The 26,314-nt window shown below is 60.6% G+C and carries 28 protein-coding genes; 19 read left to right on the top strand and 9 right to left on the bottom strand.

The annotated features are described in order from the left end of the window. Positions 1 to 2: 2 nt before the first annotated feature. The 6 genes from C2L64_RS35420 to C2L64_RS54590 form a co-directional block, all read right to left on the bottom strand. Positions 3 to 587, bottom strand: coding sequence for a nuclear transport factor 2 family protein (locus C2L64_RS35420; protein ID WP_007584837.1), 585 nt, complete (start codon positions 585 to 587; stop codon positions 3 to 5). Beyond that, the gene (locus tag C2L64_RS35415; RefSeq protein ID WP_007584835.1) at positions 587 to 1,846 is read right to left on the bottom strand and encodes an NAD(P)/FAD-dependent oxidoreductase; all 1,260 of its coding nucleotides are present in this window, start codon (positions 1,844 to 1,846) and stop codon (positions 587 to 589) included. The genes C2L64_RS35420 and C2L64_RS35415 overlap by 1 nt, the downstream gene beginning before the upstream one ends. After that, positions 1,843 to 2,076 carry a cupin domain-containing protein gene (locus C2L64_RS55155; protein ID WP_238554660.1) on the bottom strand — a complete coding sequence of 78 codons (234 nt, stop codon included), beginning with the start codon at positions 2,074 to 2,076 and terminating at the stop codon, positions 1,843 to 1,845. Before C2L64_RS55155 ends, C2L64_RS35415 begins: the two co-directional genes overlap by 4 nt. 137 nt (positions 2,077 to 2,213) lie before the next feature. Beyond that, on the bottom strand, positions 2,214 to 2,630 hold the full coding sequence (locus tag C2L64_RS35405) for a cupin domain-containing protein (protein ID WP_007584832.1): 417 nt from the start codon (positions 2,628 to 2,630) through the stop codon (positions 2,214 to 2,216). Between the two features lie 35 nt (positions 2,631 to 2,665). Then, the gene (locus tag C2L64_RS35400; protein ID WP_007584824.1) at positions 2,666 to 3,073 is read right to left on the bottom strand and encodes a hypothetical protein; all 408 of its coding nucleotides are present in this window, start codon (positions 3,071 to 3,073) and stop codon (positions 2,666 to 2,668) included. A 5-nt stretch (positions 3,074 to 3,078) separates the two neighbouring features. Next, positions 3,079 to 4,368 (bottom strand): aromatic ring-hydroxylating oxygenase subunit alpha, encoded by a 1,290-nt coding sequence (locus C2L64_RS54590; protein ID WP_007584823.1) that lies wholly within the window; start codon positions 4,366 to 4,368, stop codon positions 3,079 to 3,081. Positions 4,369 to 4,557: 189 nt separating this feature from the next. Between C2L64_RS54590 and C2L64_RS35385 the strand changes: the two genes are divergently transcribed. From C2L64_RS35385 to C2L64_RS35355, 7 genes are all read left to right on the top strand, one after another. After that, complete coding sequence (locus tag C2L64_RS35385) at positions 4,558 to 5,148, top strand: TetR/AcrR family transcriptional regulator (RefSeq protein WP_007584822.1); 591 nt, start codon at positions 4,558 to 4,560, stop codon at positions 5,146 to 5,148. A gap of 286 nt (positions 5,149 to 5,434) precedes the next feature. Beyond that, positions 5,435 to 6,784 carry an MFS transporter gene (locus C2L64_RS35380; RefSeq protein WP_007584821.1) on the top strand — a complete coding sequence of 450 codons (1,350 nt, stop codon included), beginning with the start codon at positions 5,435 to 5,437 and terminating at the stop codon, positions 6,782 to 6,784. 79 nt (positions 6,785 to 6,863) lie between these two features. Next, a complete protein-coding gene (locus tag C2L64_RS35375; protein WP_007584820.1) occupies positions 6,864 to 7,586 on the top strand; it encodes a maleate cis-trans isomerase family protein in 723 nt (240 codons plus the stop codon). A gap of 293 nt (positions 7,587 to 7,879) precedes the next feature. Then, entirely contained in the window at positions 7,880 to 8,482 is a 603-nt protein-coding gene (locus C2L64_RS35370; protein WP_238554658.1) for a sigma-70 family RNA polymerase sigma factor, read from the top strand. Next, positions 8,479 to 9,195, top strand: a complete 717-nt coding sequence (locus C2L64_RS35365) for an anti-sigma factor (RefSeq protein WP_007584817.1) — start codon at positions 8,479 to 8,481, stop codon at positions 9,193 to 9,195. The genes C2L64_RS35370 and C2L64_RS35365 overlap by 4 nt, the downstream gene beginning before the upstream one ends. A 114-nt stretch (positions 9,196 to 9,309) precedes the next feature. After that, a complete protein-coding gene (locus C2L64_RS35360; protein ID WP_007584816.1) occupies positions 9,310 to 9,573 on the top strand; it encodes a PepSY domain-containing protein in 264 nt (87 codons plus the stop codon). Positions 9,574 to 9,588: 15 nt separating this feature from the next. Next, a complete protein-coding gene (locus tag C2L64_RS35355; protein ID WP_007584815.1) occupies positions 9,589 to 10,110 on the top strand; it encodes a cytochrome b/b6 domain-containing protein in 522 nt (173 codons plus the stop codon). 30 nt (positions 10,111 to 10,140) lie between these two features. On the opposite strand, the gene C2L64_RS35350 is transcribed toward C2L64_RS35355, so the two are convergent. Then, positions 10,141 to 11,316 carry a porin gene (locus tag C2L64_RS35350; RefSeq protein WP_007584814.1) on the bottom strand — a complete coding sequence of 392 codons (1,176 nt, stop codon included), beginning with the start codon at positions 11,314 to 11,316 and terminating at the stop codon, positions 10,141 to 10,143. 287 nt (positions 11,317 to 11,603) lie between these two features. Between C2L64_RS35350 and C2L64_RS35345 the strand changes: the two genes are divergently transcribed. After that, a complete protein-coding gene (locus C2L64_RS35345) occupies positions 11,604 to 12,221 on the top strand; it encodes a dihydrofolate reductase family protein (protein ID WP_007584813.1) in 618 nt (205 codons plus the stop codon). A gap of 142 nt (positions 12,222 to 12,363) precedes the next feature. Here C2L64_RS35345 and C2L64_RS35340 read toward each other — a convergent pair whose 3' ends face one another. Next, positions 12,364 to 13,326: a GlxA family transcriptional regulator gene (locus C2L64_RS35340; protein WP_007584812.1), complete on the bottom strand. Its 963-nt coding sequence runs from the start codon at positions 13,324 to 13,326 to the stop codon at positions 12,364 to 12,366. 190 nt (positions 13,327 to 13,516) lie between these two features. On the opposite strand from C2L64_RS35340, the gene C2L64_RS35335 reads away from it, so the two are divergent. From C2L64_RS35335 to C2L64_RS35325, 3 genes are read left to right on the top strand one after another with little or no spacing between them, the layout of a single operon-like run. Next, the gene (locus C2L64_RS35335) at positions 13,517 to 14,707 is read left to right on the top strand and encodes an MFS transporter (protein ID WP_039900865.1); all 1,191 of its coding nucleotides are present in this window, start codon (positions 13,517 to 13,519) and stop codon (positions 14,705 to 14,707) included. A 45-nt stretch (positions 14,708 to 14,752) separates the two neighbouring features. Continuing rightward, positions 14,753 to 15,178, top strand: coding sequence for a cupin domain-containing protein (locus C2L64_RS35330; RefSeq protein WP_007584807.1), 426 nt, complete (start codon positions 14,753 to 14,755; stop codon positions 15,176 to 15,178). 1 nt (position 15,179) lies between these two features. Next, positions 15,180 to 15,626: a carboxymuconolactone decarboxylase family protein gene (locus C2L64_RS35325; RefSeq protein ID WP_007584796.1), complete on the top strand. Its 447-nt coding sequence runs from the start codon at positions 15,180 to 15,182 to the stop codon at positions 15,624 to 15,626. An 82-nt stretch (positions 15,627 to 15,708) separates the two neighbouring features. Here C2L64_RS35325 and C2L64_RS35320 read toward each other — a convergent pair whose 3' ends face one another. After that, complete coding sequence (locus C2L64_RS35320; RefSeq protein WP_007584794.1) at positions 15,709 to 16,749, bottom strand: LacI family DNA-binding transcriptional regulator; 1,041 nt, start codon at positions 16,747 to 16,749, stop codon at positions 15,709 to 15,711. 116 nt (positions 16,750 to 16,865) lie between these two features. Here C2L64_RS35320 and C2L64_RS35315 point away from each other — a divergent pair, with 116 nt between their 5' ends. From C2L64_RS35315 to C2L64_RS35280, 8 genes are all read left to right on the top strand, one after another. Further along, entirely contained in the window at positions 16,866 to 17,885 is a 1,020-nt protein-coding gene (locus C2L64_RS35315; protein WP_007584793.1) for a Gfo/Idh/MocA family protein, read from the top strand. A 19-nt stretch (positions 17,886 to 17,904) separates the two neighbouring features. Next, entirely contained in the window at positions 17,905 to 19,497 is a 1,593-nt protein-coding gene (locus tag C2L64_RS35310) for an acyl CoA:acetate/3-ketoacid CoA transferase (RefSeq protein ID WP_007584791.1), read from the top strand. After that, positions 19,490 to 20,272 carry an enoyl-CoA hydratase/isomerase family protein gene (locus C2L64_RS35305; RefSeq protein ID WP_007584789.1) on the top strand — a complete coding sequence of 261 codons (783 nt, stop codon included), beginning with the start codon at positions 19,490 to 19,492 and terminating at the stop codon, positions 20,270 to 20,272. Before C2L64_RS35310 ends, C2L64_RS35305 begins: the two co-directional genes overlap by 8 nt. Before the next feature lies 1 nt (position 20,273). Next, positions 20,274 to 21,815 carry an aldehyde dehydrogenase family protein gene (locus C2L64_RS35300; protein ID WP_007584787.1) on the top strand — a complete coding sequence of 514 codons (1,542 nt, stop codon included), beginning with the start codon at positions 20,274 to 20,276 and terminating at the stop codon, positions 21,813 to 21,815. Positions 21,816 to 21,903: 88 nt separating this feature from the next. Further along, positions 21,904 to 23,160 (top strand): ABC transporter substrate-binding protein, encoded by a 1,257-nt coding sequence (locus tag C2L64_RS35295; protein ID WP_007584785.1) that lies wholly within the window; start codon positions 21,904 to 21,906, stop codon positions 23,158 to 23,160. A gap of 78 nt (positions 23,161 to 23,238) precedes the next feature. Then, positions 23,239 to 24,213 (top strand): carbohydrate ABC transporter permease, encoded by a 975-nt coding sequence (locus C2L64_RS35290; RefSeq protein ID WP_007584783.1) that lies wholly within the window; start codon positions 23,239 to 23,241, stop codon positions 24,211 to 24,213. Between the two features lie 114 nt (positions 24,214 to 24,327). After that, the gene (locus tag C2L64_RS35285) at positions 24,328 to 25,191 is read left to right on the top strand and encodes a carbohydrate ABC transporter permease (RefSeq protein WP_007584781.1); all 864 of its coding nucleotides are present in this window, start codon (positions 24,328 to 24,330) and stop codon (positions 25,189 to 25,191) included. Between the two features lie 3 nt (positions 25,192 to 25,194). Beyond that, positions 25,195 to 26,301: an ABC transporter ATP-binding protein gene (locus C2L64_RS35280; protein WP_007584779.1), complete on the top strand. Its 1,107-nt coding sequence runs from the start codon at positions 25,195 to 25,197 to the stop codon at positions 26,299 to 26,301. Positions 26,302 to 26,314 lie beyond the last annotated feature (13 nt).

Genomic DNA, 26,314 nt, shown 5'->3' with positions numbered 1-26,314 from the left:
CATCAAACGGTTTGGGTGATTTCGCTCGATCCGGATTTGCGCAGCGCAGTCAACGAAGCGAAATCGCTCGCCAACGGCAGCATCCGGTCGTCAGGCTCCATCATGTGAAGCTGTGTGAAACGCATGTCACTGATCAGCCACTCGCCGGAGGGCGTGCGCTCGTACTGCTCCTCGGTGACGGCGCCGAGCAGTACGGCATGCGCGTCGTCGTCACGCAACGCGAGTTGCCAAAGCCGCCAACTGCCCGTGGCATGAAGTGCATCTGTCACATCGAGTGTTTCGCTGACGTAGTAGTGCATTGCAAAGCGCCACGGCGAGCGCTGAAACCAGTCGTAAAGCCGCTCGCGCCCGACCAGATCGCTGCCGAACCCCGCGCCGCCGCGCCAAACGGCGCGTTCCGTAAAGCACTCTGCCTGGCGCAAGGCGATTTCACGCATCACGTGCTCTGACTGGCGCTGATAGTCGCGCGTGTATTTCGCATCCGCGAGCGCGGCATAGCGCGCCTTCAGCGAGCGGATCGCGTCGATCGCTTCGAGTCGTGCGACACGCGTTTCAAGCGAATGAAGCGTCGAATGAGGGTCCGACATCAAACGAGCTCCTTCAATGGGACCGACGTGTCGCCCAGCCTGCCTGCATCGACACGCCTGCGCCCGCTTACGAGACGTTCCAGATGCCGCCGTTCACGGCTCTGGTTGATCGTCACGCCCGCGGCGACGCAGCCGTTGCGCAGCGAAATGACCGTCGCATCCGCCGATGCAAGCGACCCGCGCACAACCGTTTCATCGCCGGGTTCATGGACGCCCGTGACCTGGATCGTGTGGCCGAGCTGATCGGTCCACATCCATTGGATCTCCGAATAGGGCTCCGTTCTCCCCGTGATGATCCCGGCCACTGCACGCGCCTGATTCTCAGCGTTGCGCCACGTTTCCTGCCTGATGTGACGGCTGGAACCCGTGTCCAACGTGCACGCCGCGTCACCTGCCGCATAGAGCCACGGCGCAGAGGGGCTGCGGCAAAACGCGTCCACCAGCACGCCGTGCTCGTCCGAGAGCCCAGATCCATGCAGGAACGCGGGATTGCAATCGACGCCGATCGCAATCAGCACGCAGTCGGCTCCGATGCTCAACGGCACGCCATCTTGCGTTGCGTCGATGCGCAGCGCGAACGTATCGCCGTCGATAGCACCGGCACGTGCGATGTCTGTAACGTTGACGCGTGTTCGCAAGTCGACACCCTTCGCGACATGCTCATGTGCAAGCCATCCGGCCACCTGCGAAGGCAGGCAGCGCGCCATGATGCCGTCACCCGCCTCCAGCACCGTCACCGGCACGCCGAGAGCAATTGCCGACGACGCCACCTCCATACCAATCACGCCTGCGCCGATGATCGCGAGCTTGCGGCAGCCTTGCAGCGACGAGCGCAACGTCAGACAATCGTCGAGCGTCCGCAGTGCGTGGACGCCTTCAATAGGCTGCCTGACGAAGCGCGGACGCCTCGCGATGCCGCCTGTGGCGACCACCATCAGGTCGAAGTCCACCGTGACGCCGTTGTCGAGTTGCAGCCGTCGAGCATCGACATCGAGCGACTGCGCGCTCGCGTGAATGCGTGCGATGCCGGCTTGCAGCAACGACTCTGTGGTCCAGTACGCAGCCGGCGACAACGCGATGCTCTCTTGCGTCTTCGTGCCGAGCAGCAGTTCTTTCGACAGCGCGGGACGCTCATACGGTGCATGCGGCTCGTCGCCGATCAGCGTCACTGGCCCGGTATGGCCGAAGGCCTTGAGATGCTGGGCGACGCGGCCGCCCGCATGACCCGCGCCGACGATCGCGACATGTGGGGAACTCATGCGTGGTCCTCCTCGCTTTGTGCGGGACTGCACGTCACGCGATACAGCACGCAATGAGGCGTGACGCACCGATAGCTGCGTGCCTCGCGCGGCGGAATCAGGATCGCTTCGCCTGCCGAGAGAACGTAGTGCTCATCCGCCGCGACGATGTCGACCCGCCCTTCGAGCACGGCTGCGAGTTCTTCGCCAAGCAGGTTCGCTTCGAACCCGACTGACTCATCGCAGGTCATGAGTTGAGTCGACGCTGACAGTGCCACGCCGTCGGCTACATTTCGCTGGCCTGTCGTCGAAGACGATGCGCTGTCCGCCTGAACGGCGGGCAATAGCGTGCAATGTGCAATGCGGGAATTCGTCGGGATCGCGGCGCTCACGATGCACGCTCCCGATCGGCGAGCGGGTAATACGGCGGCTCGTCTTCACTGCGATATTCGGCACGCGGTGGCGTCACCACGTTCAGACGCATGCTCATGCCCGCGCCTTCATACGTGTTGACGCCGTAGTGACTCAAACCGGCGGGAATGATCATGCCCTCGCCCCTATTCAGGCGCCGCTCGAACGCTTCGCCATCGGCGTGCACCTCGAAGATCGAACAGCCGCCGCTCACCTGCAACGATGCCTCTTCGCCGTGGCTATGCGCCTTTGCCGGCAGGCTGCGACCCGCCGCTTCGACAAACTTGATGACAGCGACACTCATCGTCTCGCCGATCATCGTCTTCATATAGAGGCCGTCGGCGACGACCTCCTTGAGTCCGTGATCGATTCCAAAAATGCGGCATTTAGGCATGGTCGAATCCTTGAACTGGGTTTGCCTGTCGAGCGTCAGACGACCGGGCGCATCGAAAAGGTTTCGTCGGCCACGAAGCGAAACGGGTCATAGCCGTCGATCACAGCCGCTTGCTGATAGAACTCGACGGCAGGCGCGACCTCGGCTAGCGAAAGCAACAGATACATCAGCGTCTTCGCATCGCCGGGCAGCGTGTCGAGCGTGTACTGATTGAGCCACGCGACGATCTCGTCGACCCTCGCAAGCATGGCGTCCTTGAACTCGACGATCGCGGGCATGCCGGCCGTATGGCGCCGCGTCGTGCGCGCCGTTTCGGTTTCGAGCGCCCACGTGTCGACAAACCGGTTCAGTTCGGCAAACGCGGCGGGCAGCGCCGCGCGCGTGGGCGCATCCGTTGCGGTGGCATCGGCGCGCCTCGCGATAACAATGACTTTCTCTTCCATGATCCTCACTCCGCAGTCGCTTCGGCTTGCGCCAGCAAACGTTCGATGACGTGATAGCTGTGACGCACCAGCAGTTCGTTGTCTTGCAGCACCATGAACTTCTTCACGCCTGTTTCGGCAGCGCGCTGCGTGCGTTCGAGCGTGCTGAGGTCTTCGAGCAGCACATCGCGCAACGCCACCTTCATGTATTCGAGGAAGAAGCGGCCGCCGGGCGTCGTCATTTCCGGGTAGTACACCCGCGCTTCGAAAAGCGTCTTGTTGTGTGCGATCGGGCGGAAGTTGTACGCCTGGCAGTAGTTGGGGCGCAGCGACAGATAGAAGTCCGGAAACACCACGTTGATGTCGAACAGCCAGTTCGCGCTCTTCGTCCAGTTGACGCCCTTCGGCAGTGCGTCGAGTGGAAATTCATGGCGCGCGCTGCCGATACCGGCGCGCAGCGCGGCCGCCGCAACCGGGCGCTTCGATCCTGCGTCCGACAAGGCTTCCGCTGCAGCGGCGCCGCCTGACGTCACGGCCTTCGGGTTGCCGTAAACCGATTTCTGATTGCCCGCGAGCGAGAGGCGTCGATGGAACTCGCCGCACAACGCGTCGAGCGGCGGCATGCTGCCGCCTGCCGACTTGTCGATCGCATCGGCAATCGAATTGCCGTGAACGTACGCGACGTGATACGCCTCCTGAAACGCATCGAGCGCGAGCTTCCAGTTGCAATCGACGACGGTTTCCCACGCGAAGCCGACCGTCATCTTGTCGAACGGATACCCTTCGACGTCGCCGTACATCGGCCTCAGAAAGTCGGCAAGCGACATCTTCGGTTCAGGCTCCATATTGACGAAGATGAATCCCTGCCAGACGTCGCATGCGACGCGCGTAAGCGCATAGTCTTTGAAATCCAGACCGAAAAAGCACTTTTCGTCAGGCACGCCTGTCAGGTTGCCGTCGAGGTCATAGGCCCAGCCATGAAACTTGCAGAAGAATTTGCGCGTATGCCCCGTTCTGTCATACGCAATCTGATTCAGGCGGTGCGAACAGACGTTGTGCATCGCGCGGATTTCGCCGCGCTTGTTGCGCACGACGATGATCTCGGTGTCGCAGGCATCCAGCCTTCTGACGAAATAGTCACCCGCCTCGGGTATCTCCTCGACGCGGCCCACATGCAACCACGTCTTCTTGAAGATGTGCGCCTTCTCGCGCTCGTAGTACTCGGGCGAAATATAGGGTTCGACGGGGATCAGTCCAGCGCCAAGTTCTGCGTAACGCGCGGTCAACGTGCCGTCCGGGGCGGGAATCGCATTCATGTATTGCGTCCTTCGTGGGGTGAAAGCCGAATGGCTGAATAATGAATGTCATTCTGTTTTCAGTAGAAACGGCTGTCAAGCCCTTCCGTGAAAACTTTTTGAACCGGCGTGCCGTGGCGACGCGTCGCGCGCGCGGCGATTGCTAGAATGGCGGGTCAATTGGTTGTTTCACTTACCCGAGGAGGCGCGGTGCCGCAGGTAAAAAAAGCAGAAATCCGGGAGGCGATCCTGGCGTCTGCCTTCTCTGCGTTCAGCAGCAAAGGCTATTCGGCGACGACGATGACCGAGATCGCGCGGCAGGCGGGGACCACCGTCGCGAATCTCTATGTGTACTTCGATTCCAAACTGATCATCCTCTATGAGATCTATCAGCCGTGGCTGACGCAGCAGTTGCAGGCGCTGCGCGCCGAAGTGGCGCTGCTGTCGAACCCCCGAAAAAAGATTCGTCGCATCATTACGGGTATCTGGGCGGACATCCCCGCCGCCGATCATTCGTTCGCCAATTCGCTGATCGATGCGCTGGCGACGGCACCCGCGGAGATGCGAAAGCCGGTCAATCTGCTCGAACCGGTCGAAGCATTCCTGACCCAGTTGCTGCTCGAGTCCCTTCCGCCGGAGCGTGCCGACGTCGTACACGGCGACCTGCTTGCGCACCTGATCTGGATGGCGTTCGATGGCTTCGTGATCAATCACCGCATCGGCGACGACCGTGATATCGACAAGGTCTCGACGATGATGGCCGACCTGCTGCTAGGCGAACGATCTGCCGATACACGCTGACGAATACGCTCCCTGCTGCTATCGACGAAACTGAATTGAAGCGGAATTTTGAAAATGCTTTGACAGCGCAGAAAAAAGAATGTCATTCTGTATTTAGGCCGTGACGCTAGCCACGCCGTGCCCGAGAATCCGACTGTCGGATGCGTGAGCCGCTTCGCCCACGCTCGACCGTTGCATCGATGATGCGGTTGCCGCACGCCGGCGTGGCGGCATCGTGTTCCTTGTTGCAGCAGGCAGTTGGTGGCTCGATTACTGTTTGACATACTAATCAGCAGAGGTGTCTCGCATGGCCGCGCTCTCCGACGGTTCGCAACAGCGTTTCTTCGATCCTCCAGCCAGAACGACTTACCTGGTACTCGTGCTCTGCTTTCTCACGATCGTGGCTGAAGGGTACGACATCGGCGTCATGGGAACGATTGTTCCCTCGTTGCTCGCCGATCCCGCCTGGAAGCTAACGCCGATGCAGATCGGCGCGATGGGCAGTGCCGCGCTGTTCGGCACACTGTTCGGTTCGTACATCATCAGCGTGATCAGTGATCTCGTCGGACGGAAGCTGCTTCTGATCAGTTGCGTCGTACTGTTCTCGCTCTCGATGCTGGGCGCGGCGTGGGCGCCTTCGCCGTCCTTTTTCTCGGTGAGCCGCTTCATCGGGGGTCTTGGACTGGGCGGGGTGATTTCGGCAGCGGCGGCATTGACCGTCGAATATTCGCCGACTGAAAAACGCAACCTCAACTTTGCATTGATGTACTCCGGTTACTCGATCGGCGCCTTGCTTTCAGCCGTCATTGGCATTGCGTTCCTGTCATCACATGGTTGGCGGTTCGTCGTCGCACTCGGCGCGAGCCCGCTGCTCGCCGTGCCGTTTCTCATCAAGCTGCTACCTGAGTCGCTCGACTTTCTGCTGGCCCGCGGCGACGACGCTCGCGCACAACGATTGGCAAGCCGTCTCGGCATAAAGTTGTCTGCCCCTCGCCGCCATACGGACACTGCGGCGTCCAAACCGTCGCTCGGCGCCGTGTTCAGCGAAGTGTTTTCACAGCAGAACTTCTGGACCACGATCTGCCTGTGGGTCGCGCAGGTGGCGGCCGTCCTCGTCATCTACGGGCTCGGAACGTGGTTGCCTCAACTGATGCGCAAACTTGGCTACGACCTCGGCTCGAGCCTCTCATTCCTCGCCGTGTTCATGCTGTCGTCAGCGCTTGGCGGGATTCTGATCGGCCGTATCAGCGACCGGCTCGGCGCGCGCAAGACCATCGTCGGCGGCTATCTGATTGGCGCGCTCGCGGTTGCAGGGCTGACTATGAAAGGCAGCCTCGTGATGAACTATTTGCTGGTCGCACTCGCCGGCTTCGGTAGCATTGGCGTCGCGATGGTTCAGCTGGGCTTCATCGCGAACTACTATCGTGCCCACGCGCGCGCGAGCGCGACAGGCTGGGCCGTCGGCATCGGACGTTTCGGCGCGATGGCCGGTCCGATGGTGGGCGCCTACCTCGCAACGCTGAACGTCGACGTAAAGTGGAATTTCTACGCGTTCGCAGCCTCGGCGCTCGTCGCAGCAACGGCCATTGCGCTGACACGCAACTCACGGTCGAGCGATGCGTTCGTCGAAACTGCGGGCGTTCCCCTCGAAAGTTGACGTGCTCATCCGTAACTGTGTCGCGGCAGCCGCAATGCCGGTTCGCCGCGGCGTCACGTGCTGACTGAGGAGCAGAGCAATGAGCATCGGCTTCGGAGAATTGGCCCGGATCGGCCACCTTTACCCGTCAGGCGGCCTGTGCGATTTCGAGATCCAGTTGATGGCGCCGCCAGGTGTGCAGTTTCTCACCACGCGCCTGCCCTTTCGGGACACCTCAATCGAATCCGACAAAACCATCGTCGATGATCTCGAAGCCCACGCCGCGCTACTCGCCGACGCCAAGGTCGATCTGATTGCGCTCAACTGCACGGCGGCAGGTGTCGTGAACGGTCCGGACAGCATCAACGCGCGGATCGAGGCTGCCACTGGTATCGCTGCCGTGACCACCATCGAGGCCGTGCTCGCTGCATGCAACGCGCTTTCCGTCAGGACGATCGGGCTGCTGACGCCCTATCGTGAGCAGGTGGTGATGAAAGAGATCGAATTCTTCGCCGGGCGAGGCATCGAGATCAACGAGCACCTGAGCATCCCGTGTAACACGCCCTTCGAGCAAGGAATGATCGCGCCCGGGGCGTGGGTGGAACTGGCGAGGCAGCTACGTGGACGGTTCGATGCGCTGCTTGTCAGTTGCGCGGGGATTCGGGTGAGTCCTGTGATCGAAGAGATCGAGCGCATGCTCGATGTACCCGTGGTGACGAGCAATGCCGCTTTGCTGTGGTATTGCCTTTCGAAGCTTCGGATTTCCGAACGGCCGCAGGGATATGGATCACTATTGGCGAGCATGACTATCTGCCGCCAATAACGTCGGTGGAAACTGACCTTCATGCGTATCGGGAAGAAAGGGCCATTCCGCGCTCAGCGGCGCAAATCTGTCTACCATCAGATCAAGCAGTGGCGGGAAGAACGGTAATGCCTTACCACTTTGCATCCGCAACACGTCCAGCAACGTAAAAAGGGAATTGAATCCGCGTTCACGACCGTCCAGGAGATCCGATGCCCTCGCGACCATTGCCCGGCGACGGGCTACTGGATGCGCATCGCGCTGATACACTACGTGCACGAAAGCGTACCGAGTACAGCCAGCCCGGGTGGAACATGTCCTCAAGGCAACCGAAGGAAATGCGTGACGCGACGCGTACGCCCACGTCTTCGGACACCGTGGGGCGCGACGATCTGGATCGCATGCTATCGGCTGTTGCGTTGCGTGACCGGGCTGCGTTTGAAACGCTCTATCGTCGTACATCGCCAAAGATATTCGCCATTTGCATCAAGGTACTGCGTGACCGGTCCGAAGCCGAGGACACGCTTCAGGACGTGTACGTCACAGCCTGGAACCAGGCAGCCACATTCAATCCGCAGCTATCCAGCGCTCTCACCTGGCTCGGGACGATCGCGCGCAATCGCGCAATCGATCGCATCAGGCGCCGCCGCACGGTCTCGCTCGACGAAACAACCGTCGAAGAGATCGTCGATGAATCACCCACTCCCGCTGCCCTTGCTCAACTCAGTCAGGAGCGCCAGCGGCTCGAGTTGTGTCTGCAAGCGCTGCCCGACATCCAGAGAAACGCGATCAGGGAGGCATTCTTCACGGGTTTGTCGTACGCCGAACTGGCCGCGCGAATGAGTGTTCCGCTGGGCACCATGAAGAGCTGGATCCGCCGCAGTCTGATGCAGCTGAAGACGTGTCTTGAACGATGAATACGCCCGCCTCTTCCGACGAAAAAGACCTTCGCTGCGCGGAGTACGTACTAGGCGTGCTCAGCGACGAGGAGCGCCGCGAAATCGAGCTCGCGATGCAGCAGGAAGCGGGCATGGCCGAATCGCTCGCGCGTTGGCAAGCGCGCCTGATGCCTTTGAACGAAGACGTGGCGGAGGTGATGCCGCCTTCACATGTGTGGGACCGTTTGCAAGCGCAGTTGGGCTGGACGCAGAACGGGCGCCGCGCGGGTCTATGGAACAGCCTGTCGTTCTGGCGCTGGACGGGATTGACGTCGGTCGTTGCAGCTTGCGCCCTCGCCATCGTCCTGACACGCACCGTGTTGCACGAAGCCGAGGCCCCGCCCGCAGGCGCGCAATATCTGGTTGCGACGCTCGAACGGCAAGGCGCGGGCGCAGCCTGGACGGCAACGGTGGATGCGCAACATGCACAGATCGTCGTCGTTCCGCCTCGCGACTTTGCGATTGCCGCCAACCATTCCACGCAGATGTGGATGATTCCGCCCGGCTCGAAACCCGTCTCCCTGGGCGTCATCGATCCGCAGCATCCGACGATCGTGCACGTCGCGCGGGATCAGCTTCAGCAACTCGGCGCACAGACCACGCTTGCGGTGTCTCTTGAACCGCAAGGGGGATCGCTAACCGGGCAACCCACCGGGCCCGTACTTGCAGCGGGGCGCGTCGAGGGAATCTGAATGTTCGAACGCGGGTGATACCAGCAGCATTCGCTTAAACCCTACAATAAGCTTGCGAACCAGTCTGGGTGCACGTAGAGTAACCGCTCGACAAACCAGCACATGAGGTGGCGGATGTTCAAGTTCCTGGCGTTATGCGTGGCAATGGGCGTTTCCGGCACGGCGCTCGCTAAAGCCGATTGCCCGGTGTATCCGAAGAGCGAGTGGATGAAGGAATCGGATGCGCGCGCGCAGCTCGAAGCGCAAGGCTACAAGATCAAGAAGTTCAAGGTCGACGGCAACTGCTACGAAATCTACGGACACAACAAAGAGGGCAAGAAGGTCGAGATCTACTACGACACCAAGACGCTTGCCGTCGTGAAGTCCGAGATCGAATGACGCCCGGCGCGCGCGATGCCCGTCAAAACCTGGGACATAGGTGTGCGGTTCACACACTGGACCGTCGCCGGCATCGTCGTGTGGAATCTGTTCGGGCCGACTGACCAGGCGCATCGAGTACTTGGATATATCGCTGCCGGTCTGGTTGCCTGTCGCTTCGTGTGGGGATTTCTCGGCACGCCCTACGCACGATTCTCCGCCTGGTGGCCGACGCCTGCGCATCTGAAAGACTACGTGCGCTCGTTGGCCGCCGGCAAGCCGCTGCATCATCTGTCGCACAATCCGCTCGGCGGCCTGATGGCAATCGCACTCTGGCTGCTGATTCTGGCACTGGCGCTAAGCGGCTGGCTGATGCGCCTCGACGCATTCTGGGGCGAAGACTGGCCGCATGACCTTCACACGGTTCTTTCTATTGCACTAGAAGTCTGCGTGTGCGTACACATCCTCGCGGCCATCATCATGAGCATCTGGACACGCGACAATCTGATCGGCTCGATGCTGACCGGCTTCAAGCGCGATCCCGCCGACAAGCGCTGATAGTCGTGCGCGCAGCCCGAATACCCGTCCTTAGAACATCTTGCGAAGACCGACTGCCACGCCCAACTGGTTGGTTCGGCCAATGGTATTGGTCGGCACACCGGCGGAATTGACTCCGCCTGGATAGTCGGCTGCGAAGGCACCCGTGCCGCGCGCCCAGTCCGTGATCGCGTAGATTTCCGACTGCCTCGAGAAAGAGTATTCAGCGAGAATCGTAGCCGACTGGTTCACCCCCGTACCGAGCGAACCGTCGAGCCGTTCAGCATTGCGCGCGTGCCCGTAGTAGTAGGCGAACGTGAATAGCAGTGGCGCGGTGGCTTTCCAGTTCGCACCGACATAAATGGTGTCGTCGATGCGGTTGGGGCTGGCACCCTTCAATGTCGGCGAGCCAGCTTGCTGCATGTTGACGTCGGTCAAACCTGTCTGGTCCTGGCCGTGAAGCCAGCCGGCCAGCAGGCGAACGTCGTGAGTGACCTGCCAGGCGCCGCTGACGTGCAGGAAGTTCGTCTTGCCACCATTGATTGCACTGCCGACACTGGTGCCGACCGCGGAGCCCGTCGCGGAGGTCGGTACCGACACCTGCTGGAAGCCTGCGTTGAGCATGGCTGGGCCATATGTGTACGTCAGTTCCACGGCGTAGATGGCGCCGAGACCGAGCGCGCCTGGCTGGTTGCCGAAACCATAAAGCGCATCGATCGCCAGGTTATAGAACGTGCCTTTGTACTTGACCGCGTTATTGATTTCCAGGTAATTGCCGATGTTGTTATAGGGCCAACTGTTTTGCCAATAATTGCCAACGGTCAACGGGTCGAAAATATCGCCCAGGGTGTCGTAAGCGGGCGCGTATTGCCTGCCGAAAGTCAGTGCGCCCCACTTGTCGTTCGACAGGCCCACGTAAGCCTGTCGACTGAACAATGTGCCGGGAACGTGGAGTGTCCCATTGAAGGCTTCGAAGCCGTTTTCGAGGTGGAAGACTGCGGACCATCCGCCGCCCAGATCCTCGCTGCCTTTCAAGCCCCACCGGCTGTGTGTTTCCGGACCCGAGGTCATGACGACCTGGTCGTCGCCGCCCGGGCCGGTGTTCGTCTGATAGCGGATAGCTTCATCGACGATGCCGTATAGCGTGACCGAGCTTTGAGCGAATGCCAGCGGAGTCGCGGCAGCGAAAAGTGCGCCAATGGCACTGGAGATAACGATCTTTTTCATCAGCGATCCACAGTAATTAGTGAGCCAGCTGGATCAATTTCGTGAACAGGGAGCATAGCCTGTCAATTCGTTGCAGCAAAGCGATCTGCCAAAGAGGTGTTGTTTATTTGCCGTACTGCATGGATGCGTGTGAATCGTCTGGCGATTCACTATGTCGAAGCGGCGTTGCCTTTTATTGCTGGTGCAAGAGCGCTTTCTTTGGAAATCGGTTTGAGTGATTGTCGATCGACGTGCGATTCGTTCGTCGTATAGATGGATCGATCAGGTCCGTCGACCTGGAGAACATCATGCGCAAGCTCGTTGTTTCCGTTTTCATCAGTCTGGATGGCGTAGTGCAATCCCCCGGCGGGCCGGACGAAGATCGCAGCGGCGATTTCCGACTTGGCGGCTGGATAGTTCCCTATGCCGACGAAGCCATTGGCCAGAACTTGCAGGATCTGCTCTCGCAGCCGTTCGAGTTGCTACTGGGACGTCGCACCTACGACATATTCGCGTCGTATTGGCCACATGTACCGGCCGGTTCTCACAGCCGCGCCATCGCCGACCTGTTCAACAGCGTACCCAAACATGTCGCCACGCATCAGTCCGGCGCACTCGACTGGCAGAACAGTCATACGCTGAAGGGCGACCTTGCCGACGCGATACGCGCGCTCAAACGTCAGGATGGCGCCAATCTATTGACCTTCGGCAGCGGCGACATGCTGCGCCAACTGCTCGCAGTCGGCCTGGTGGATGAGCTTCGGCTTGTGATATACCCCATCATGCTTGGGCGCGGCAAGCGCTTGTTCGGCGACAACGCACTAGCGTCTGCCTTCACTCTGGCGCACTCGATGAGCACGCCTGGCGGCGTGTTGATTACCCGCTACTTGCGCGATGGCGAGGTACGTACAGGAACATTCGACTAAGTGGAGCAACCCTGCATATAGCGAGAGCGGTTTGGTCTCCCGCAGCAAGCCTGAGACCAATCGAGACATGGTCGGCTACTTGCGCGGGTCGCCATTCACGCTGCTGGGACTAGCGCGTATCGCGCGCGGGCCGGTGCGCGATTCATGGTCGTGCGTTTCCAGTCGGCTCACGGCTTTCCCTGCTAAAGCGACGGACCGCCTGCGGCGGTTGCCCAAGAGTCCGCAGGAACGCCCGCCTCATCCGCTCCCGATCCGAGAAGCCGACTTCGTCCGCGATCACATCCAGCGATAAACGTCCCTTCTCCAACAATAGCCTCGCGGCTTCCACGCGCAAATGTTCAACGGCTTTGGCAGGGGATTGCCCCGTTTCAGCAGTAAAAGCCCGGCTGAACTGGCGCGGGCTCAGGCCCGCGACATCGGCTAATTCCTCGACGGTCAACGCATTGCGCAGATTGGCGTTCGCATAGTCGATTGCCTTCTGGATCCGGTCGGATTTGGGCTCGAGGTCGAGCAATGTGGAGAACTGCGATTGCCCGCCCGCGCGGCGATGATAGACCACAAGCTTGCGGGCAACGGCGCGTGACACGTCCTGGCCATGATCCTTCTCGATCATCGCCAGTGCCATGTCGATCGTGGCAGTCATGCCTGCCGACGTCCAGATCGGTCCGTCGACGATGAAAATCTGATCTTCTTCGACGGCAATGGATGGATAACGACGCTGCAGATCGTGTGCGAAGCGCCAATGTGTCGTCGCTCGACGGCCATCGAGCACCCCTGCACCGGCCAGGATAAACGCGCCTGTGCAGGGTGCCGCGATGCGTCTCGATGTTTTCAAGGCGCGCCTGACGAACGCAGTCAATTCAGCCGAGACAATGTCAATCTCGACACCAGAGCCAAACATGACGGTGTCGAAGGCGGCGTCGCTGAAGGGCTGCGTTTCGACACGAATACCTGCCGAGGACACTACGAGTCCGCCCTCTTCAGACAGGAGCGTCACTTCGTATGCCGGCTCTCCGATCACTACGTTCGCCAGTTCAAAGGCGGTCACTGCCGCGAAGCCCATCAGATAGAAATTTGGGAATACAACGAAGCCGATCGTGTGCATAGCTTGCCCGCGTCATGTCCTGAATCGCTTGTATATATGACATTTGAGACACGGTCAACGGCGATTATTCTCTACCCATACCGTGGCGGCGCAAAAAACGGCCGGGCCGATGCCGCGATCGCGCGCCAGACAGATTGCGACGCGCAACTTCAGGCTGAACCTCAAACCGCTTATCGCAAGAACCTTTCGTATGGATCGTCGACTACTGATACTGGCCCTGGGCATGTTCGCCATGGGCACCGACAACTTCGTCGTCGCGGGTATTCTTCCCGGCGTCGCTGCGTCGCTGCATACATCCGTCAGCCTCGCGGGGCTGATGGTCACCTTTTACGCACTGACCTACGCGGTGGCTGCTCCCGTCATGGCGGCTCTGGCGGGCGGCTGGCCGCGCAAGCTCCTGCTGGTTTCCGCGCTAGGCATTTTCGTCGCCGGCAACATGGTCAGCGCGGTCGCCGTGGACTTGCACTGGGTTTTGTTCAGCCGCGCGCTGTCGGGATTCGGCGCCGCTCTGTTCTCGCCGACTGCATTGGGCGTTGCGTCCGCGCTCGCACCGCCGGAGAAACGCGGCCGTGCGTTAGCTGCCGTAACGGCGGGATTGACCGGGGCGACAGCGCTCGGCTCACCGATCGGCACGTTTATCGGTGGATTCGGCAGTTGGAGAACGACCCTCTGGTTCGTCACGCTGCTCGGGATGGTGGCGATGATCGGCGTCTGGACGATGCTGCCATCCGTTCCCCGCCCTGCACCCGTCAGGTTGCGAGAACGTCTTGCACCCGTGCGCGATGTGCGGATCGCGCTCACCTTGCTCACTTCGTTGTTCGCCTTCGGCGGGTTCCTGATGGTCTACACGTATGCGGGCGTGGTGCTGCAGCGTGTCACGCACGGCGACGAACGGATTCTTGCCGGGATGTTCCTGCTGTGGGGCGTGGCGGCGACGGCCGGGAACCTGCTGGCCGGCCGTCTCGTGGACCGATTCGAGAGCCGCAACATTATCAACGCGATGCTTTGGGTTGCCGTCATCAATTTTTGCGCGTTGCCGTGGACATCCGCACATGCATTCAGCGCCGCGGTGTCGCTCGTGATCTGGGGCATATGCGGATGGGGGCTGATCGTCCCGCAACAACATCGGCTGGTGCACCTCAAGCCGGGCGTGGCGCCGCTGCTGCTGGCCCTCAACAATACCGCGACATACATCGGGCTCGCGTGCTCCGGCGTGCTTGGCGGTGCCGTGCTGCAGTCGATCGGCGGGCAGTACCTGAGCCTCGTTGCGGCTGCGTTGATTGCGATCGCTTTCGTGCTTGCAGAAGCCGCGCATCGTTGCATGCAGAGGTCGTCCATACAGCAGCGCGCGACGATCAATCGCGAGACCGAGCCTGTCTGAATGATCATCCATTTCTCGTTTAAACATCAGTGATCCGAACGATTTATGAATACACGATCCTTCATTGGCACAGCCTGCGCCGCTATTGCCATCTTTTCCTGCTTTTCGGCTTCCGCACAAGGTACTGGGGAAACAGTCACGCCGAATTTCAACCGGGCCATACCGAACGTCCCCGGCAAGTCGCTCGTCGCTGTCGTCGTCGACTATGCGCCGGGGGGAGCTTCTCCGCCCCACGTACACGCTCCATCGGCGTTTATCTACGGCTACGTCGTCTCGGGCTCGATCGAGTCGCAAGTGAACGATGCGCCCGCTCGCGTTTATCACGCAGGCGAGAGCTTCTATGAACTGCCCGGCGCTCGTCATCGCATCAGCCGCAATGGCAGCAAGACACAGCCCGCAAAGCTGCTTGCCGTGTTCATCGTCGATAGTGACGATCACACCTTGACCACACCCGTTAAACATGGAGAGTGAGATGAAACGTCTCGACTACACCCAGATTGCACCCGCAGGCATCAAGGCCCTTGGAGGCGTGTATGGATACGTCACGCAAAGCGGCCTCTCGCCAATACTGGTCGATCTCGTCTACCTGCGAGTTTCACAAATCAATAACTGCGCGTATTGCCTGGATATGCACACGCGCGATCTGCTCAAAAGAGGCCAGAAGGTCGAGAAGCTCACACTGGTGCAGGCATGGGCGGAAGCTGGCACGCTATTCGATGAGCGCGAACGTACGGCCTTGGCGTGGGCAGAAACAGTGACGCGCGTGGCGGACACCGGCGTTCCCGATGATGCATACCAGGCCGCGCGGAAGGTATTCGACGAGCGAGAAATCGTGGATCTGACGATCGCGATAGGGTTGATGAACGCGTATAACCGGATGGCAATCAGCTTTCGGAATCCACCGCAGGCGGCGCTGTAATATCGGCAATACAGAAAGCGTGGTCATGATTCGCGATCGCGGCGTTCATCGATATGGTCTAAAGACACAACTCGGACCGCTGTTACGCAGCACTGGCGCGAGATGACCCCGCACCGATACTCGATTCCCTGACAACGAGTTCAGGCACCGCAAAGTATTGCACTGGCGGCTTTTCGTCTTCAGAGGTTTCGCTCAGTCGAGCCAGCAGCGTCTCGCTAGCAATGGTGCCGAGCTTATCCGCGCCTGCGAACAGCGTCGTCAAAGGCGGATTGGTGTGCTCGGCCGCGACGACATTGTCACAACCCACAACTGCCAGAGCCTTGCCCGCGCGCTTGCCCATTCTGTCGAGTTCGTGCAGCACGCCGATTGCGACCTGATCGTTGTAGCAAACCACGGCCGTCGGCCGCGGCTTCATGTCGAAGATCGCGCGGACCGCATTGCGCCCACCCTCCGGCGTCAAAGGGACATCGATGATCCAGTGGTCATCGACAGGCAGTGAGTGCTCCGCCATCGCCGACAGATAGCCCTGCCTGCGTTGATTGGCAACTGCATAGCCCTTCCGGTTGCCAGCGAAAGCGATGCGCGTATGTCCCTGCCCGATCAGATGCTCGGTAGCTAATGCGAATCCGTAGCTGTTGTCGACACCAATGGTATCGACGTCGGGCCCCATCGGACGCATGACCAGTACAAGTGGAATTCCCCACGACTGAATTTCGGCGGGCAACTCATCCGGCGTCCCAAGTGCGGGAGACATGATCAGTCCAGCGACATTCTGCTCGCGCATGGACCGCAGAACCCTCGTCTGCGTTTCGAGGCTTTCGGCAGTGTGGGCCATCAGCGTCGTATATCCGGCTTGAGCCAACACCCGCTCGATCGCCACCAGCAATTCGACGAAAAACGGATTGGTCAGATCGTTGATCACCATGCCGATCGTCGTGCTGCGCCTTCCGCGCAGGATGGCCGCCCCGCGGTTGTAGACATAGCCGAGCGCGCGAGCCGCCTCGCGCACCTTGTCGGCCGTTTCGGCCTTGATACGCGGACTTTCCTGCAAAACGAGCGACACCGTCGATTTCGATACGCCAGCCGCAGCGGCAATGTCCTGAATGGTCGGTCCAGATTTCATGTTGCTTTGCACAATTGGAACGTTCCAAAAAGTGTTTGACATCGTGAAATCAGTCTACTACAGTTTGTTGGAACGATCCAACGAACGCTAATTGGAACGTTCCAATGGAGAGAGACATGACAGAAAGAATCCGCTGGGCGCTGATCGGCGCCAGCACCATCGCCGACGAATGGATGGTCAACGCCATCCGCTCGCAGCCTGACGGCGAGATCGCCACCGTGGTGAGCGGCAGCGCGGAGCGTGCACGCGAGTTTGCTGAAAAGCACGCCATACCTTCGCACTCGGCAGACCTCGACGCCGTACTCGCCGACCCGTCTATCACGGCCGTCTACATCAGCAGCACCAACGAGAAACATCTGCCGCAAGTGCTCGCGGCGGCGAAAGCCGGCAAGCACGTGCTGTGCGAAAAGCCCCTCGCGCTGGCGGAAGACGAAGCGGCGCAAATGATCGAAGCGTGCGCCTCCCACGGCGTGAAGCTCGGCACGAACCATCATCTGCGTTGCGCGGCGACGCACCGGAAGATGCGCGAACTCATTCGCGCCGGCGCAATCGGCACGCCCCTCTTCGTACGCGTCTTCCATGCGGTCTCGCTGCCGCCACATCTGCGCGGCTGGCGTATCGAACGGCCCGATGCGGGCGGCGGCGTGATTCTCGACATCTCCGTTCACGACATCGACACGCTGCGCTTCCTGCTCGACGACGAACCCGTCGAAGTCAGCGCCATGACGTCGTCGGGAACGATGTCGACGACGGGACTCGCGGACGGCGTGATGGCGATCGTGCGCTTCAAAAACGGCGTGCTCGCGCAACTCCACGATGCGTTCACCGTGCCCTACGCGCCCACGGGGCTCGAAATTCACGGCACGGAGGGTTCGCTGTTCGCGAAGGACGTGATGACGCAGCGCCCGGTCGGCGAGATCACGTTGCGCTCGGCAGAAGGCACGCGAGACATCGAAGTCGAACCTCGCGACCTGTATTGCACGGCCGTCGCGCAATTCCATCGCTCGATTACGGAAGGACAGCACCCTGCCGCGACGGGTATCGATGGTTATCGCTCGCTCGTCGCCGCGCTGTCGCTCGTGAAATCCGCCGAAGCAGGCGGCCACGTGACGGTGCCATCCCGTTTCGCTGAATAAAAATTTGAGGAGATTGACTGTGCGTTCCAGCAAGGTTGTTTCATTGGCCCACGCGGCGAGCCTGATCAACGATGACGATGTCGTCACCGTCAGTTCGTCGAGCGGCCTGGGTTGTCCCGATGCAATGCTCGCTGCTATCGGCGCCCGCTTCGAGGCGGAAAACCATCCGCGCAATCTGACGATGCTGCACCCGATCGCCGCTGGCGATATGTACGGCATCAAGGGCATCGATCACATCGCGAAGAAAGGGCTGATTCATACGGTCATCGCCGGGTCGTTTCCGAGCGGTCCATCGAGCCTGCCGATGCCCGACATCTGGCATCTCATCACCGACAACGACATCCGCGCGTACAACCTGCCGAGCGGCGTGATGTTCGACATGCATCGCGAGGTCGCGGCGAAACGTCCAGGCGTGTTGACCAAGGTCGGCCTCGATACCTATGTCGATCCTGAACGCCAGGGCGGCGCGATGAACGCGCAGGCCGCCGAACATCCCATCGTCGAAAAGGTCACGTTCGCGGGCGACGAGTGGCTGCACTACAAAAACTTCGTGCCGCGCGTTGCAATCGTGCGCGCAACGACAGCGGATGAACGCGGCAACCTGTCGTTCGAACACGAAGGCGCGCTGCTGGGCGGACGCGATCAGGCGCTAGCCGTGCGCAATAACGGCGGCATCGTCATCGCGCAAGTGAAGCGTGTCGTGAAGGTCGGTTCGCTGCATACGCAGCAGGTACACATTCCGTGCAATCTCGTCGATTACGTGGTCGTTGACGCCGAGCAGAAGCAGACGACACAGATCGAATACGACCCGGAAATCAGCGGCGAAATCAAACTGCCCGAAAGCGCATTCGCGTTTGCCGAATGGCACGCGGACAAGGTCATCGCACGCCGGGCGGCAATGGAACTCGCGCAGAACGATGCGGTGAATCTGGGCTTCGGCATCTCTGCAAACGTACCGCGCATTCTGCTCGAAGAAGGCTACCGCGACGACGTGACATGGGTCATCGAACAAGGCGCTGTCGGCGGCGTGCCCTTGCTCGGTTTCGCCTTCGGATGCTCGGGCAATGCCGACGCCATCATGCCTTCGCCTTCGCAATTCGTGTACTTCCAGGGCGGCGGCTTCGATGTATCGCTGCTGTCGTTCCTGCAAGTGGACCGCTTCGGCAATGTGAACGTGTCGAAGCTGCCGAGCAAGCCTTATCTCACTGCCGGATGCGGCGGCTTCATCGACATCACGACGCATGCGAAGCGTGTGGTCTTTAGCGGCTATTTCACGGCGGGCGCAAAGATCGAAGTCGGCGATGGACGTCTGAAGATCGTCAAGGAAGGCAAGAAGAAGTTCATCGCCGATGTGGACCACGTGACCTTCAGCGGACGTATGGGACGACAGCGGAATCAGCAAGCGTTGTATGTCACGGAACGCTGCGTGATCCAACTCAGCGACAAGGGTCTCGAAGTGATCGAGATCGCGCCCGGCATCGATCTGCAAAAGGATGTACTCGACCAGTGCGATATCGAGTTGGCCGTCTCCCCTGCCCTGAAGACGATGGATGCATCCATTTTCACGGACGCTCCGTTCGGTCTGAAGCTGAAGGAGGCGCGTCATGGCTGACCAGCAACTGATCCAGATCGAGAAGACGAACGCCGTTGCTGTCGTCACCCTCAATCGGCCGGACAAGCTCAACGCGCTGACACCGGAAATGCTCGATCAACTCGAAGCCGGAGCGGCACAGCTTGAATCGGATGCGAGCGTGCGCGCCGTCGTGCTGACAGGCGCGGGTGAACGTGCCTTCTGTGTCGGCGCCGACATCAACCAGTGGTCGGCACTCGCGCCGCTCGACATGTGGCGCGTATGGGTCTCACGCGGTCATCGTATTTTCGACCGCTGGGCAGCGCTGCGTCTGCCCGTCGTCGCGGCGATCAACGGCCCCGCATTCGGCGGCGGCCTCGAACTGGCCGCAGTCGCCGATGTGCGCGTCGCGGACCCGGCTGCCACGTTCGCACTGCCCGAAGCGAGTATCGCGACCTGCCCCGGCTGGTCCGGCACGCAACGGCTGGTTTCGCTGATTGGTCCGAGCCATGTGAAGTCGCTTGCGCTCACGGCGAAGCGGATCGACGCGCAACGCGCATACGGCATCGGACTGGTCGACGAAATCTCCACGCCGAAAGAGTCCGTTGCGGCAGCCATCGCCATCGCTGAAAAGATCGCGACGCTCGCACCCGTCTCCGTGCAACTGACGAAGCAACTGATCAACGCCGCCTCGGGATTCGGGACCGGCGCAACCCTGGAAGCCATGGCGGGCGCTCTGTCCGCGTCGACGCACGACGCCCGCGAAGGCATGGCCAGTTTCCGCGAACGGCGCCCGGCGCAATACGAGGGTCAATGACATGACGTACGACACCGCAATTCCCGCTGCAACCGCGCTTTTGACAAACGCTAAGGCGCCCGTGCACGAAGCCTTCAACGGCCGCATGTACATCGACGGCGCATGGACCGAATCCACGGACAAGCAGCGCTTCGAGCGCCGCAGCCCTGCGCATGGACACGTTGTCAGTTCGTTTCCGGAAGCGACACCGGCAGACGTCGAGCGAGCCATCAACGCCGCCGACCTCGCCTTCCGTCACGGTCCATGGTCGAAGCTCAAAGGCGCGGAACGCGCACGGATTCTTCTCGCGATCGCTGACGGCATCAAGGCACGCGTCGACAGGATGTCGCTGCTCGAATCGCTCGAAACAGGCAAGCCGCTTGCGCAGGCACGCGGCGAAGTGTCCGGCTGCATCGATCTCTGGCAATACGCGGCAAGCCTTGCCCGCACGACCAGCGGCGATGCCTACGACACCCTCGGCGAAGACATGCTCGGCATCGTGCTGCGCCAGCCGATCGGCGTTGTCGGACTCATCACGCCGTGGAATTTTCCGCTGTGGATCCTCTCGCAGAAGCTGCCGTTCGCACTCGCGGCGGGTTGCACCTGCGTAGTCAAGCCGAGCGAACTGACGTCGAGCACGACCGTCATGCTGATGGAGATTCTCGAACAGGCCGGCGTGCCGGCGGGCGTCGTCAACGTCGTGACGGGCAAAGGTCCGTCCGTCGGGCAGCCGCTCGCGGAACACGATGCCATCGATATGCTGTCCTTCACCGGTTCGACGCGCGTCGGCAGCCTGCTCGGCGGACTCGCATCGAAGAAGCTGAAAAAGGTCGCGCTCGAACTCGGCGGCAAGAATCCGCAGATCGTTTTCCCCGATTGCGACTGGGATGCGATGGTCGATGCCGTCGTGTTCGGCGTGTACTTCAACGCGGGTGAATGCTGCAACAGCGGTAGCCGCGTGCTCGTGCACGAATCGATTGCGGAGCGCTTTGCGCAAGCAGTCGTCGAGCGCGCACGGCAAGTGCCTGTTGGCGATCCTCTGCATCCTGAATGCAAGATCGGCGCGATCGTCAGCGAGAACCAGTTGGTCGAGATTCTCGGCAACATCGACAAGGGCGTTGCGGCAGGCGCGCGCCTGCGCCTGGGCGGCAAACGCTATGACGCGAACGGCCTCTATCTGGAGCCGACCGTCATCAGCGATGTCACGCCCGACATGAGCATCGCCCGCGAAGAAATCTTCGGCCCCGTGCTCACGATCATCCCCTTCTCCGACACGCAGAACGCGATCGACATCGCGAACGACACCGCCTACGGACTCTCCGCCGCCGTCTGGAGCAACGACATCAACACTTGCCTGACCGTTGCGCGCGGCGTCGATGCGGGCACCGTTTGGGTCAACACCTTCCTCGACGGTTACCCAGAACTGCCGTTCGGCGGCTTCAAGTCGAGCGGCGTGGGACGCGAACTCGGCAAGCAGGCCGTCGAGGACTACACCGAGACAAAGACGATTCAGCTTCACATCGGAGAGCGCAAGAACTGGTGGCTGCCGCGTCCAGCCGCCTGATCACGAATCCATCCAGATCGCGCCACGGCATGCCCGCCGTGGTGTCCACAAGAAAGCCCGCCAAGAGAGCGTCATCAAGGAGACAAAGATGTACAAGAAACGCATTGCTGCAATTGCAGTCGGCCTCGTTGCCTGCCACGCGCTGTCCGCTGGCGCGGCCGATACGAAAACCGTGGAAGTCATGCACTGGTGGACTTCCGGCGGCGAAGCCAAGGCCCTTTCCGTACTGAAAGACGGCCTCAAAACCAAGGGCTATGCATGGAAGGACAGCCCGATCGCGGGCGGCGGCGGTGAAGCCGCACGCACGGTGCTGAAGGCGCGCGTCGCGTCCGGCAATCCGCCCGATGCGATCCAGATGCTCGGCTTCACGATCCCTGAATACGCGCAAGAGGATTATCTGCAGAACCTCGATCCTGTCGCGTCGAAGGAAGGCTGGGACAAGCTCGTGCCCGGTCCAATCCAGAAATTTTCGAAAGTCGATGGTCACTGGGTTGCCGCACCTGTCGATGTGCACCGCACGAACTGGATCTGGGCGAACAAGAAGATCTTCGATCAACTGAAGCTCACGCCGCCGAAGACTTTCGAAGAACTCGTCGCGGACGCCGACAAGATCCGCAAGGCCGGCTACATTCCGCTGGCGCACGGCGGCCAGGCATGGCAGGAAGCGACGATCTTCGATAGCGCGGTGATGTCGGCGGGCGGCCCGAAGTTCTATCAGCAGGCGCTGGTCAAGCTGGACCCCAGCGCGCTCGGCTCCAAGACGATGGAAAAGGCCTTCGACCAGATGCGCGCATTGCGCGGCATGGTCGACCCGAACTTCCCGGGCCGTGACTGGAATCTCGCCACATCGATGGTCATCAACGGTAAGGCTGCCATGCAGATCATGGGCGACTGGGCCAAGGGCGAGTTTGCGTCGGCAGGCAAGCAGCCGAATGTCGACTACCTCTGCTTCAACTATCCCGGAACGGATGGCGCATTCATCTTCAACACCGACCAGTTCGCGGGCTTCAAGAAGGGCGACGCGAGTCTCCCCGGCGAGTACGCGTTTGCGTCGACCATCATGGACAAGGGCGTCCAGGCGAAATTCAACCAGATCAAAGGCTCGATTCCTGCGCGTCTCGATGTGCCTCAGGACGGCTTCGACGAATGCGGCAAGAAGTCGATGAACGACATGCGCGCCGCCCTCAAGACGGACTCGATGGTCGGCAGCTTCGCGCACGGACACGCGATGCCCGATGGTCCGAAGAACGCCGTGTATGACGTCGTCACGCACTTCTTCAATTCGAATCAGTCGTCTGCGGATGCCGTGAAAGCGCTCGTCGCGGCAGTGAAGAACTCGCAGTAAGCCAAATGGTCCTCGTGCGGATGCGGCACCCAACGCCGCTGTCCGCGAGGCCCGTCATCTCCGACGGTAGGTGTTGCCATGCTATTGCACAATCGCGCCCATGCGGCGACCACGCTTGATGATCTGAACAACAGCTCGGGACAAAGCCCGACACGAAAGCGATCGACGTTTCGAAACCGCTTCGAAGCGGTTCTGCCCAAGATCGTCCTTAGCCCGACATTGATCATCACGTTGATCTTCGTCTATGGCTTTATCGCGTGGACGACGGTGCTCTCGTTCACCCGCTCACGCGCCTTTGCGAACTTCCACTGGGCCGGTCTGCTTCAGTATGGCCGCGTCTGGGAGCATCCGCGCTGGCATGTGGCGATCGTCAACCTCGGCATCTACGCATCGCTCTATGTCGTGCTGTGCATGGCGATCGGTCTCGGCCTCGCCATTCTGCTCGATCAACGGATTCGCGCTGAAGGCGGATTGCGGGCGCTCTTTCTTTATCCCATGGCGCTCTCGTTCATCGTCACGGGCACCGCATGGAAATGGATTCTCAATCCGGGACTGGGCCTCACCAAGCTGTTCCATGACTGGGGTTGGACGAGCTTCCAGTTCGACTGGATCATCAACGACGACATGGCGATCTATACCGTCGTCATCGCCGCTGTCTGGCAGGCGTCGGGCTTCGTGATGGCGATGTTTCTGGCCGGCCTGCGCGGCATCGACCAGGAACAGATCAAGGCCGCGTCGATCGACGGTGCGCGCATGCCTTCGATCTATCGGCGAGTCATCATTCCGCAGCTCCGGCCCGTCTTCGTATCCGCGTTCGTGATTCTCGTGCACCTTGCGGTCAAGAGCTATGAGCTTGTCATCGCATTGACGGGCGCCGGTCCCGGCTACTCGACAGAACTGCCGTCCACCTTCATGTACTCGTTCACCTTCACCCGCAACGAACTCGGCATGGGTGCGGCCAGCGCCGTGATGATGCTGTGTACGGTGGCGGCCATCATGGTGCCCTACCTCTACTCCGAAATGAGACCTCGCCGGAAGAGCGGCGGCCATTGAACTCAACCGATACCCCCTAGCAACCTTTTGCATGGGGCCAGAGTAAGGCTCTAAAGAACCAACTCTGGCCAACAGGAGACAACGATGGCTACCAAGACATGGGACTCACCACAGATGGTGGTGGGCAAGCATAACTACGTCTCGCGGATCGTGATTTATTCGATGCTGGCGATTGCGGCCGTGGTCTATCTCGTACCGCTGCTCGTGATGCTGCTAACGTCGTTCAAGCCGCTGCCCGAGGTGTATTCCGGCAATATCCTCGCGCTGCCGCATCAGTGGACGCTTGAAGCGTGGGAAAAAGCCTGGGGCTCGGCATGCGTGGGACTGGAATGCTCCGGTGTAAAAGGCTTCTTCTGGAATTCCTTCCGGATGGTCTTCTCTGCCGTAGCGATCTCCACGTTACTCGGTGCATTGAACGGCTACGTGCTGACCAAATGGCGCTTCAAAGGCGACAACACGCTGTTTGGCCTGATCCTGTTCGGATGCTTCATCCCGTTCCAGATCGTACTGATTCCGATGGCTTCGTTCCTCGGCAAGGTCGGCCTCGCGCAATCGATCAGCGGCCTCGTGTTCGTGCATGTCGTTTATGGCCTGTGCTTCACGACGCTGTACTTCCGCAACTACTACATCGCGTTTCCCGATGAACTTGTGAAAGCGGCGATGATCGACGGTGCACGCTTCTTTCGCATCTTTTTCCGCATCCTGCTTCCCAACTCGGTGCCCATCATCACCGTCACCGTGATCTGGCAATTCACGAACATCTGGAACGACTTCCTGTTCGGCGCTTCATTCACGACAGGCAGTTCCGCGCCCATCACCGTCGCGCTGAACAACATCGTCAATACATCGACGGGCGTCAAGGAATACAACGTCAACATGGCCACGGCCATGATCGCCGCGCTGCCGACACTGCTCGTCTATGTGATCGGTGGTCGCTACTTCGTACGCGGTCTGATGGCCGGCTCGGTCAAGGGGTAAATCATGTCTTCTCTGCACGTATCCAACGTTCGCAAAGCCTACGGCTCCACCGAAATCCTCAAGGAGATCAACATCGATGTCGAAGATGGCGATTTTCTCGTTCTCGTCGGACCCTCGGGCTGCGGGAAATCGACGCTCCTTTCTCTGATCGCCGGACTCGACACGCTCTCAGGTGGCGAGATTCGTATCGGCAACGACAAGGTGAACGATCTGCATCCGAGCGAGCGCGACATCGCGATGGTGTTTCAGAGCTATGCGCTGTATCCGAACATGTCCGTCGGGCAGAACATCAGCTTCGGTCTGGAGATGCGCAAGGTATCGAAGCCCGAACGCGAGAAAGCAGTGAAAGATGCCGCCCGTCTGCTGCAGATCGAGCACCTGCTCGACCGGCGTCCGGGCCAGCTGTCGGGTGGTCAGCGTCAGCGTGTCGCGATGGGACGCGCGCTGGTGCGTCATCCGAAGATCTTCCTGTTCGATGAGCCGCTGTCGAATCTCGATGCAAAACTTCGCGTCGATATGCGCACCGAGATCAAGAAGCTGCATCAGCGTTTGGGCGCGACCATCGTCTACGTCACGCACGACCAGATCGAAGCGATGACGCTGGCGACGCGCATCGCCGTGATGAAGGGCGGCGCACTGCAACAGCTCGGCACGCCCGCCGAGGTCTATAACACACCCGCCAACACGTTCGTCGCGACGTTCATGGGCTCGCCGTCGATGAACCTGATTCCGGCGCGCATCGAGCGCGCGAACGGCGCACTGCATCTGCTGGTGGGTGAAGGCCAGAAGGCGATCGATCTTGTGTTGCCGCCGCAACCGGCCGCCGTCGAGCGCTACATCGGCAAGAAGGTGATTGCGGGTCTGCGCCCTGAGGCGATCGGCGTGGAAAACGAGCGCGCCACGTCGGCACTGCGCACCGTGCCCGTCACGATCAATGTGCTCGAACCGACAGGCCCCGACACGCTCGCCGTGCTCGATCTCGGCGGCATGGAAGTCTCCGCGCGACTCGGCGCCGACATGCCGCACGCGTCCGGCGAACGATGCGAGCTGCGCGTCGATCTGTCGAAGCTCGTGCTGTTCGACGCCGACACGGAAGTCCGCATTCACTGAGCGCCCAGCACAA

The organism is Paraburkholderia hospita (genome assembly GCF_002902965.1).
GTDB classification, from domain to species: Bacteria; Pseudomonadota; Gammaproteobacteria; order Burkholderiales; family Burkholderiaceae; genus Paraburkholderia; species Paraburkholderia hospita.
Note: the sequence above shows the minus strand (reverse complement) of the source record. Positions and strands in the feature narration are given on the sequence as shown.

Excerpts from the sequence above, each read along its gene's own strand:
- C2L64_RS55155 (WP_238554660.1), bottom strand. The coding sequence starts at position 2,076 with ATGACCTGCGATGAGTCAGTCGGGTTCGAAGCGAACCTGCTTGGCGAA.
- C2L64_RS35350 (WP_007584814.1), bottom strand. The coding sequence starts at position 11,316 with ATGAAAAAGATCGTTATCTCCAGTGCCATTGGCGCACTTTTCGCTGCC.
- C2L64_RS35375 (WP_007584820.1), top strand. The coding sequence starts at position 6,864 with ATGAGCATCGGCTTCGGAGAATTGGCCCGGATCGGCCACCTTTACCCG.
- C2L64_RS35415 (WP_007584835.1), bottom strand. The coding sequence starts at position 1,846 with ATGAGTTCCCCACATGTCGCGATCGTCGGCGCGGGTCATGCGGGCGGC.
- C2L64_RS35335 (WP_039900865.1), top strand. The coding sequence starts at position 13,517 with ATGGATCGTCGACTACTGATACTGGCCCTGGGCATGTTCGCCATGGGC.
- C2L64_RS35380 (WP_007584821.1), top strand. The coding sequence starts at position 5,435 with ATGGCCGCGCTCTCCGACGGTTCGCAACAGCGTTTCTTCGATCCTCCA.
- C2L64_RS35300 (WP_007584787.1), top strand. The coding sequence starts at position 20,274 with ATGACGTACGACACCGCAATTCCCGCTGCAACCGCGCTTTTGACAAAC.
- C2L64_RS35295 (WP_007584785.1), top strand. The coding sequence starts at position 21,904 with ATGTACAAGAAACGCATTGCTGCAATTGCAGTCGGCCTCGTTGCCTGC.
- C2L64_RS35305 (WP_007584789.1), top strand. The coding sequence starts at position 19,490 with ATGGCTGACCAGCAACTGATCCAGATCGAGAAGACGAACGCCGTTGCT.
- C2L64_RS54590 (WP_007584823.1), bottom strand. The coding sequence starts at position 4,368 with ATGAATGCGATTCCCGCCCCGGACGGCACGTTGACCGCGCGTTACGCA.
- C2L64_RS35290 (WP_007584783.1), top strand. The coding sequence starts at position 23,239 with ATGCTATTGCACAATCGCGCCCATGCGGCGACCACGCTTGATGATCTG.
- C2L64_RS35360 (WP_007584816.1), top strand. The coding sequence starts at position 9,310 with ATGTTCAAGTTCCTGGCGTTATGCGTGGCAATGGGCGTTTCCGGCACG.
- C2L64_RS35355 (WP_007584815.1), top strand. The coding sequence starts at position 9,589 with ATGCCCGTCAAAACCTGGGACATAGGTGTGCGGTTCACACACTGGACC.
- C2L64_RS35405 (WP_007584832.1), bottom strand. The coding sequence starts at position 2,630 with ATGCCTAAATGCCGCATTTTTGGAATCGATCACGGACTCAAGGAGGTC.
- C2L64_RS35370 (WP_238554658.1), top strand. The coding sequence starts at position 7,880 with ATGTCCTCAAGGCAACCGAAGGAAATGCGTGACGCGACGCGTACGCCC.
- C2L64_RS35280 (WP_007584779.1), top strand. The coding sequence starts at position 25,195 with ATGTCTTCTCTGCACGTATCCAACGTTCGCAAAGCCTACGGCTCCACC.
- C2L64_RS35330 (WP_007584807.1), top strand. The coding sequence starts at position 14,753 with ATGAATACACGATCCTTCATTGGCACAGCCTGCGCCGCTATTGCCATC.
- C2L64_RS35345 (WP_007584813.1), top strand. The coding sequence starts at position 11,604 with ATGCGCAAGCTCGTTGTTTCCGTTTTCATCAGTCTGGATGGCGTAGTG.
- C2L64_RS35400 (WP_007584824.1), bottom strand. The coding sequence starts at position 3,073 with ATGGAAGAGAAAGTCATTGTTATCGCGAGGCGCGCCGATGCCACCGCA.
- C2L64_RS35315 (WP_007584793.1), top strand. The coding sequence starts at position 16,866 with ATGACAGAAAGAATCCGCTGGGCGCTGATCGGCGCCAGCACCATCGCC.
- C2L64_RS35420 (WP_007584837.1), bottom strand. The coding sequence starts at position 587 with ATGTCGGACCCTCATTCGACGCTTCATTCGCTTGAAACGCGTGTCGCA.
- C2L64_RS35320 (WP_007584794.1), bottom strand. The coding sequence starts at position 16,749 with ATGAAATCTGGACCGACCATTCAGGACATTGCCGCTGCGGCTGGCGTA.
- C2L64_RS35325 (WP_007584796.1), top strand. The coding sequence starts at position 15,180 with ATGAAACGTCTCGACTACACCCAGATTGCACCCGCAGGCATCAAGGCC.
- C2L64_RS35340 (WP_007584812.1), bottom strand. The coding sequence starts at position 13,326 with ATGCACACGATCGGCTTCGTTGTATTCCCAAATTTCTATCTGATGGGC.
- C2L64_RS35365 (WP_007584817.1), top strand. The coding sequence starts at position 8,479 with ATGAATACGCCCGCCTCTTCCGACGAAAAAGACCTTCGCTGCGCGGAG.
- C2L64_RS35285 (WP_007584781.1), top strand. The coding sequence starts at position 24,328 with ATGGTGGTGGGCAAGCATAACTACGTCTCGCGGATCGTGATTTATTCG.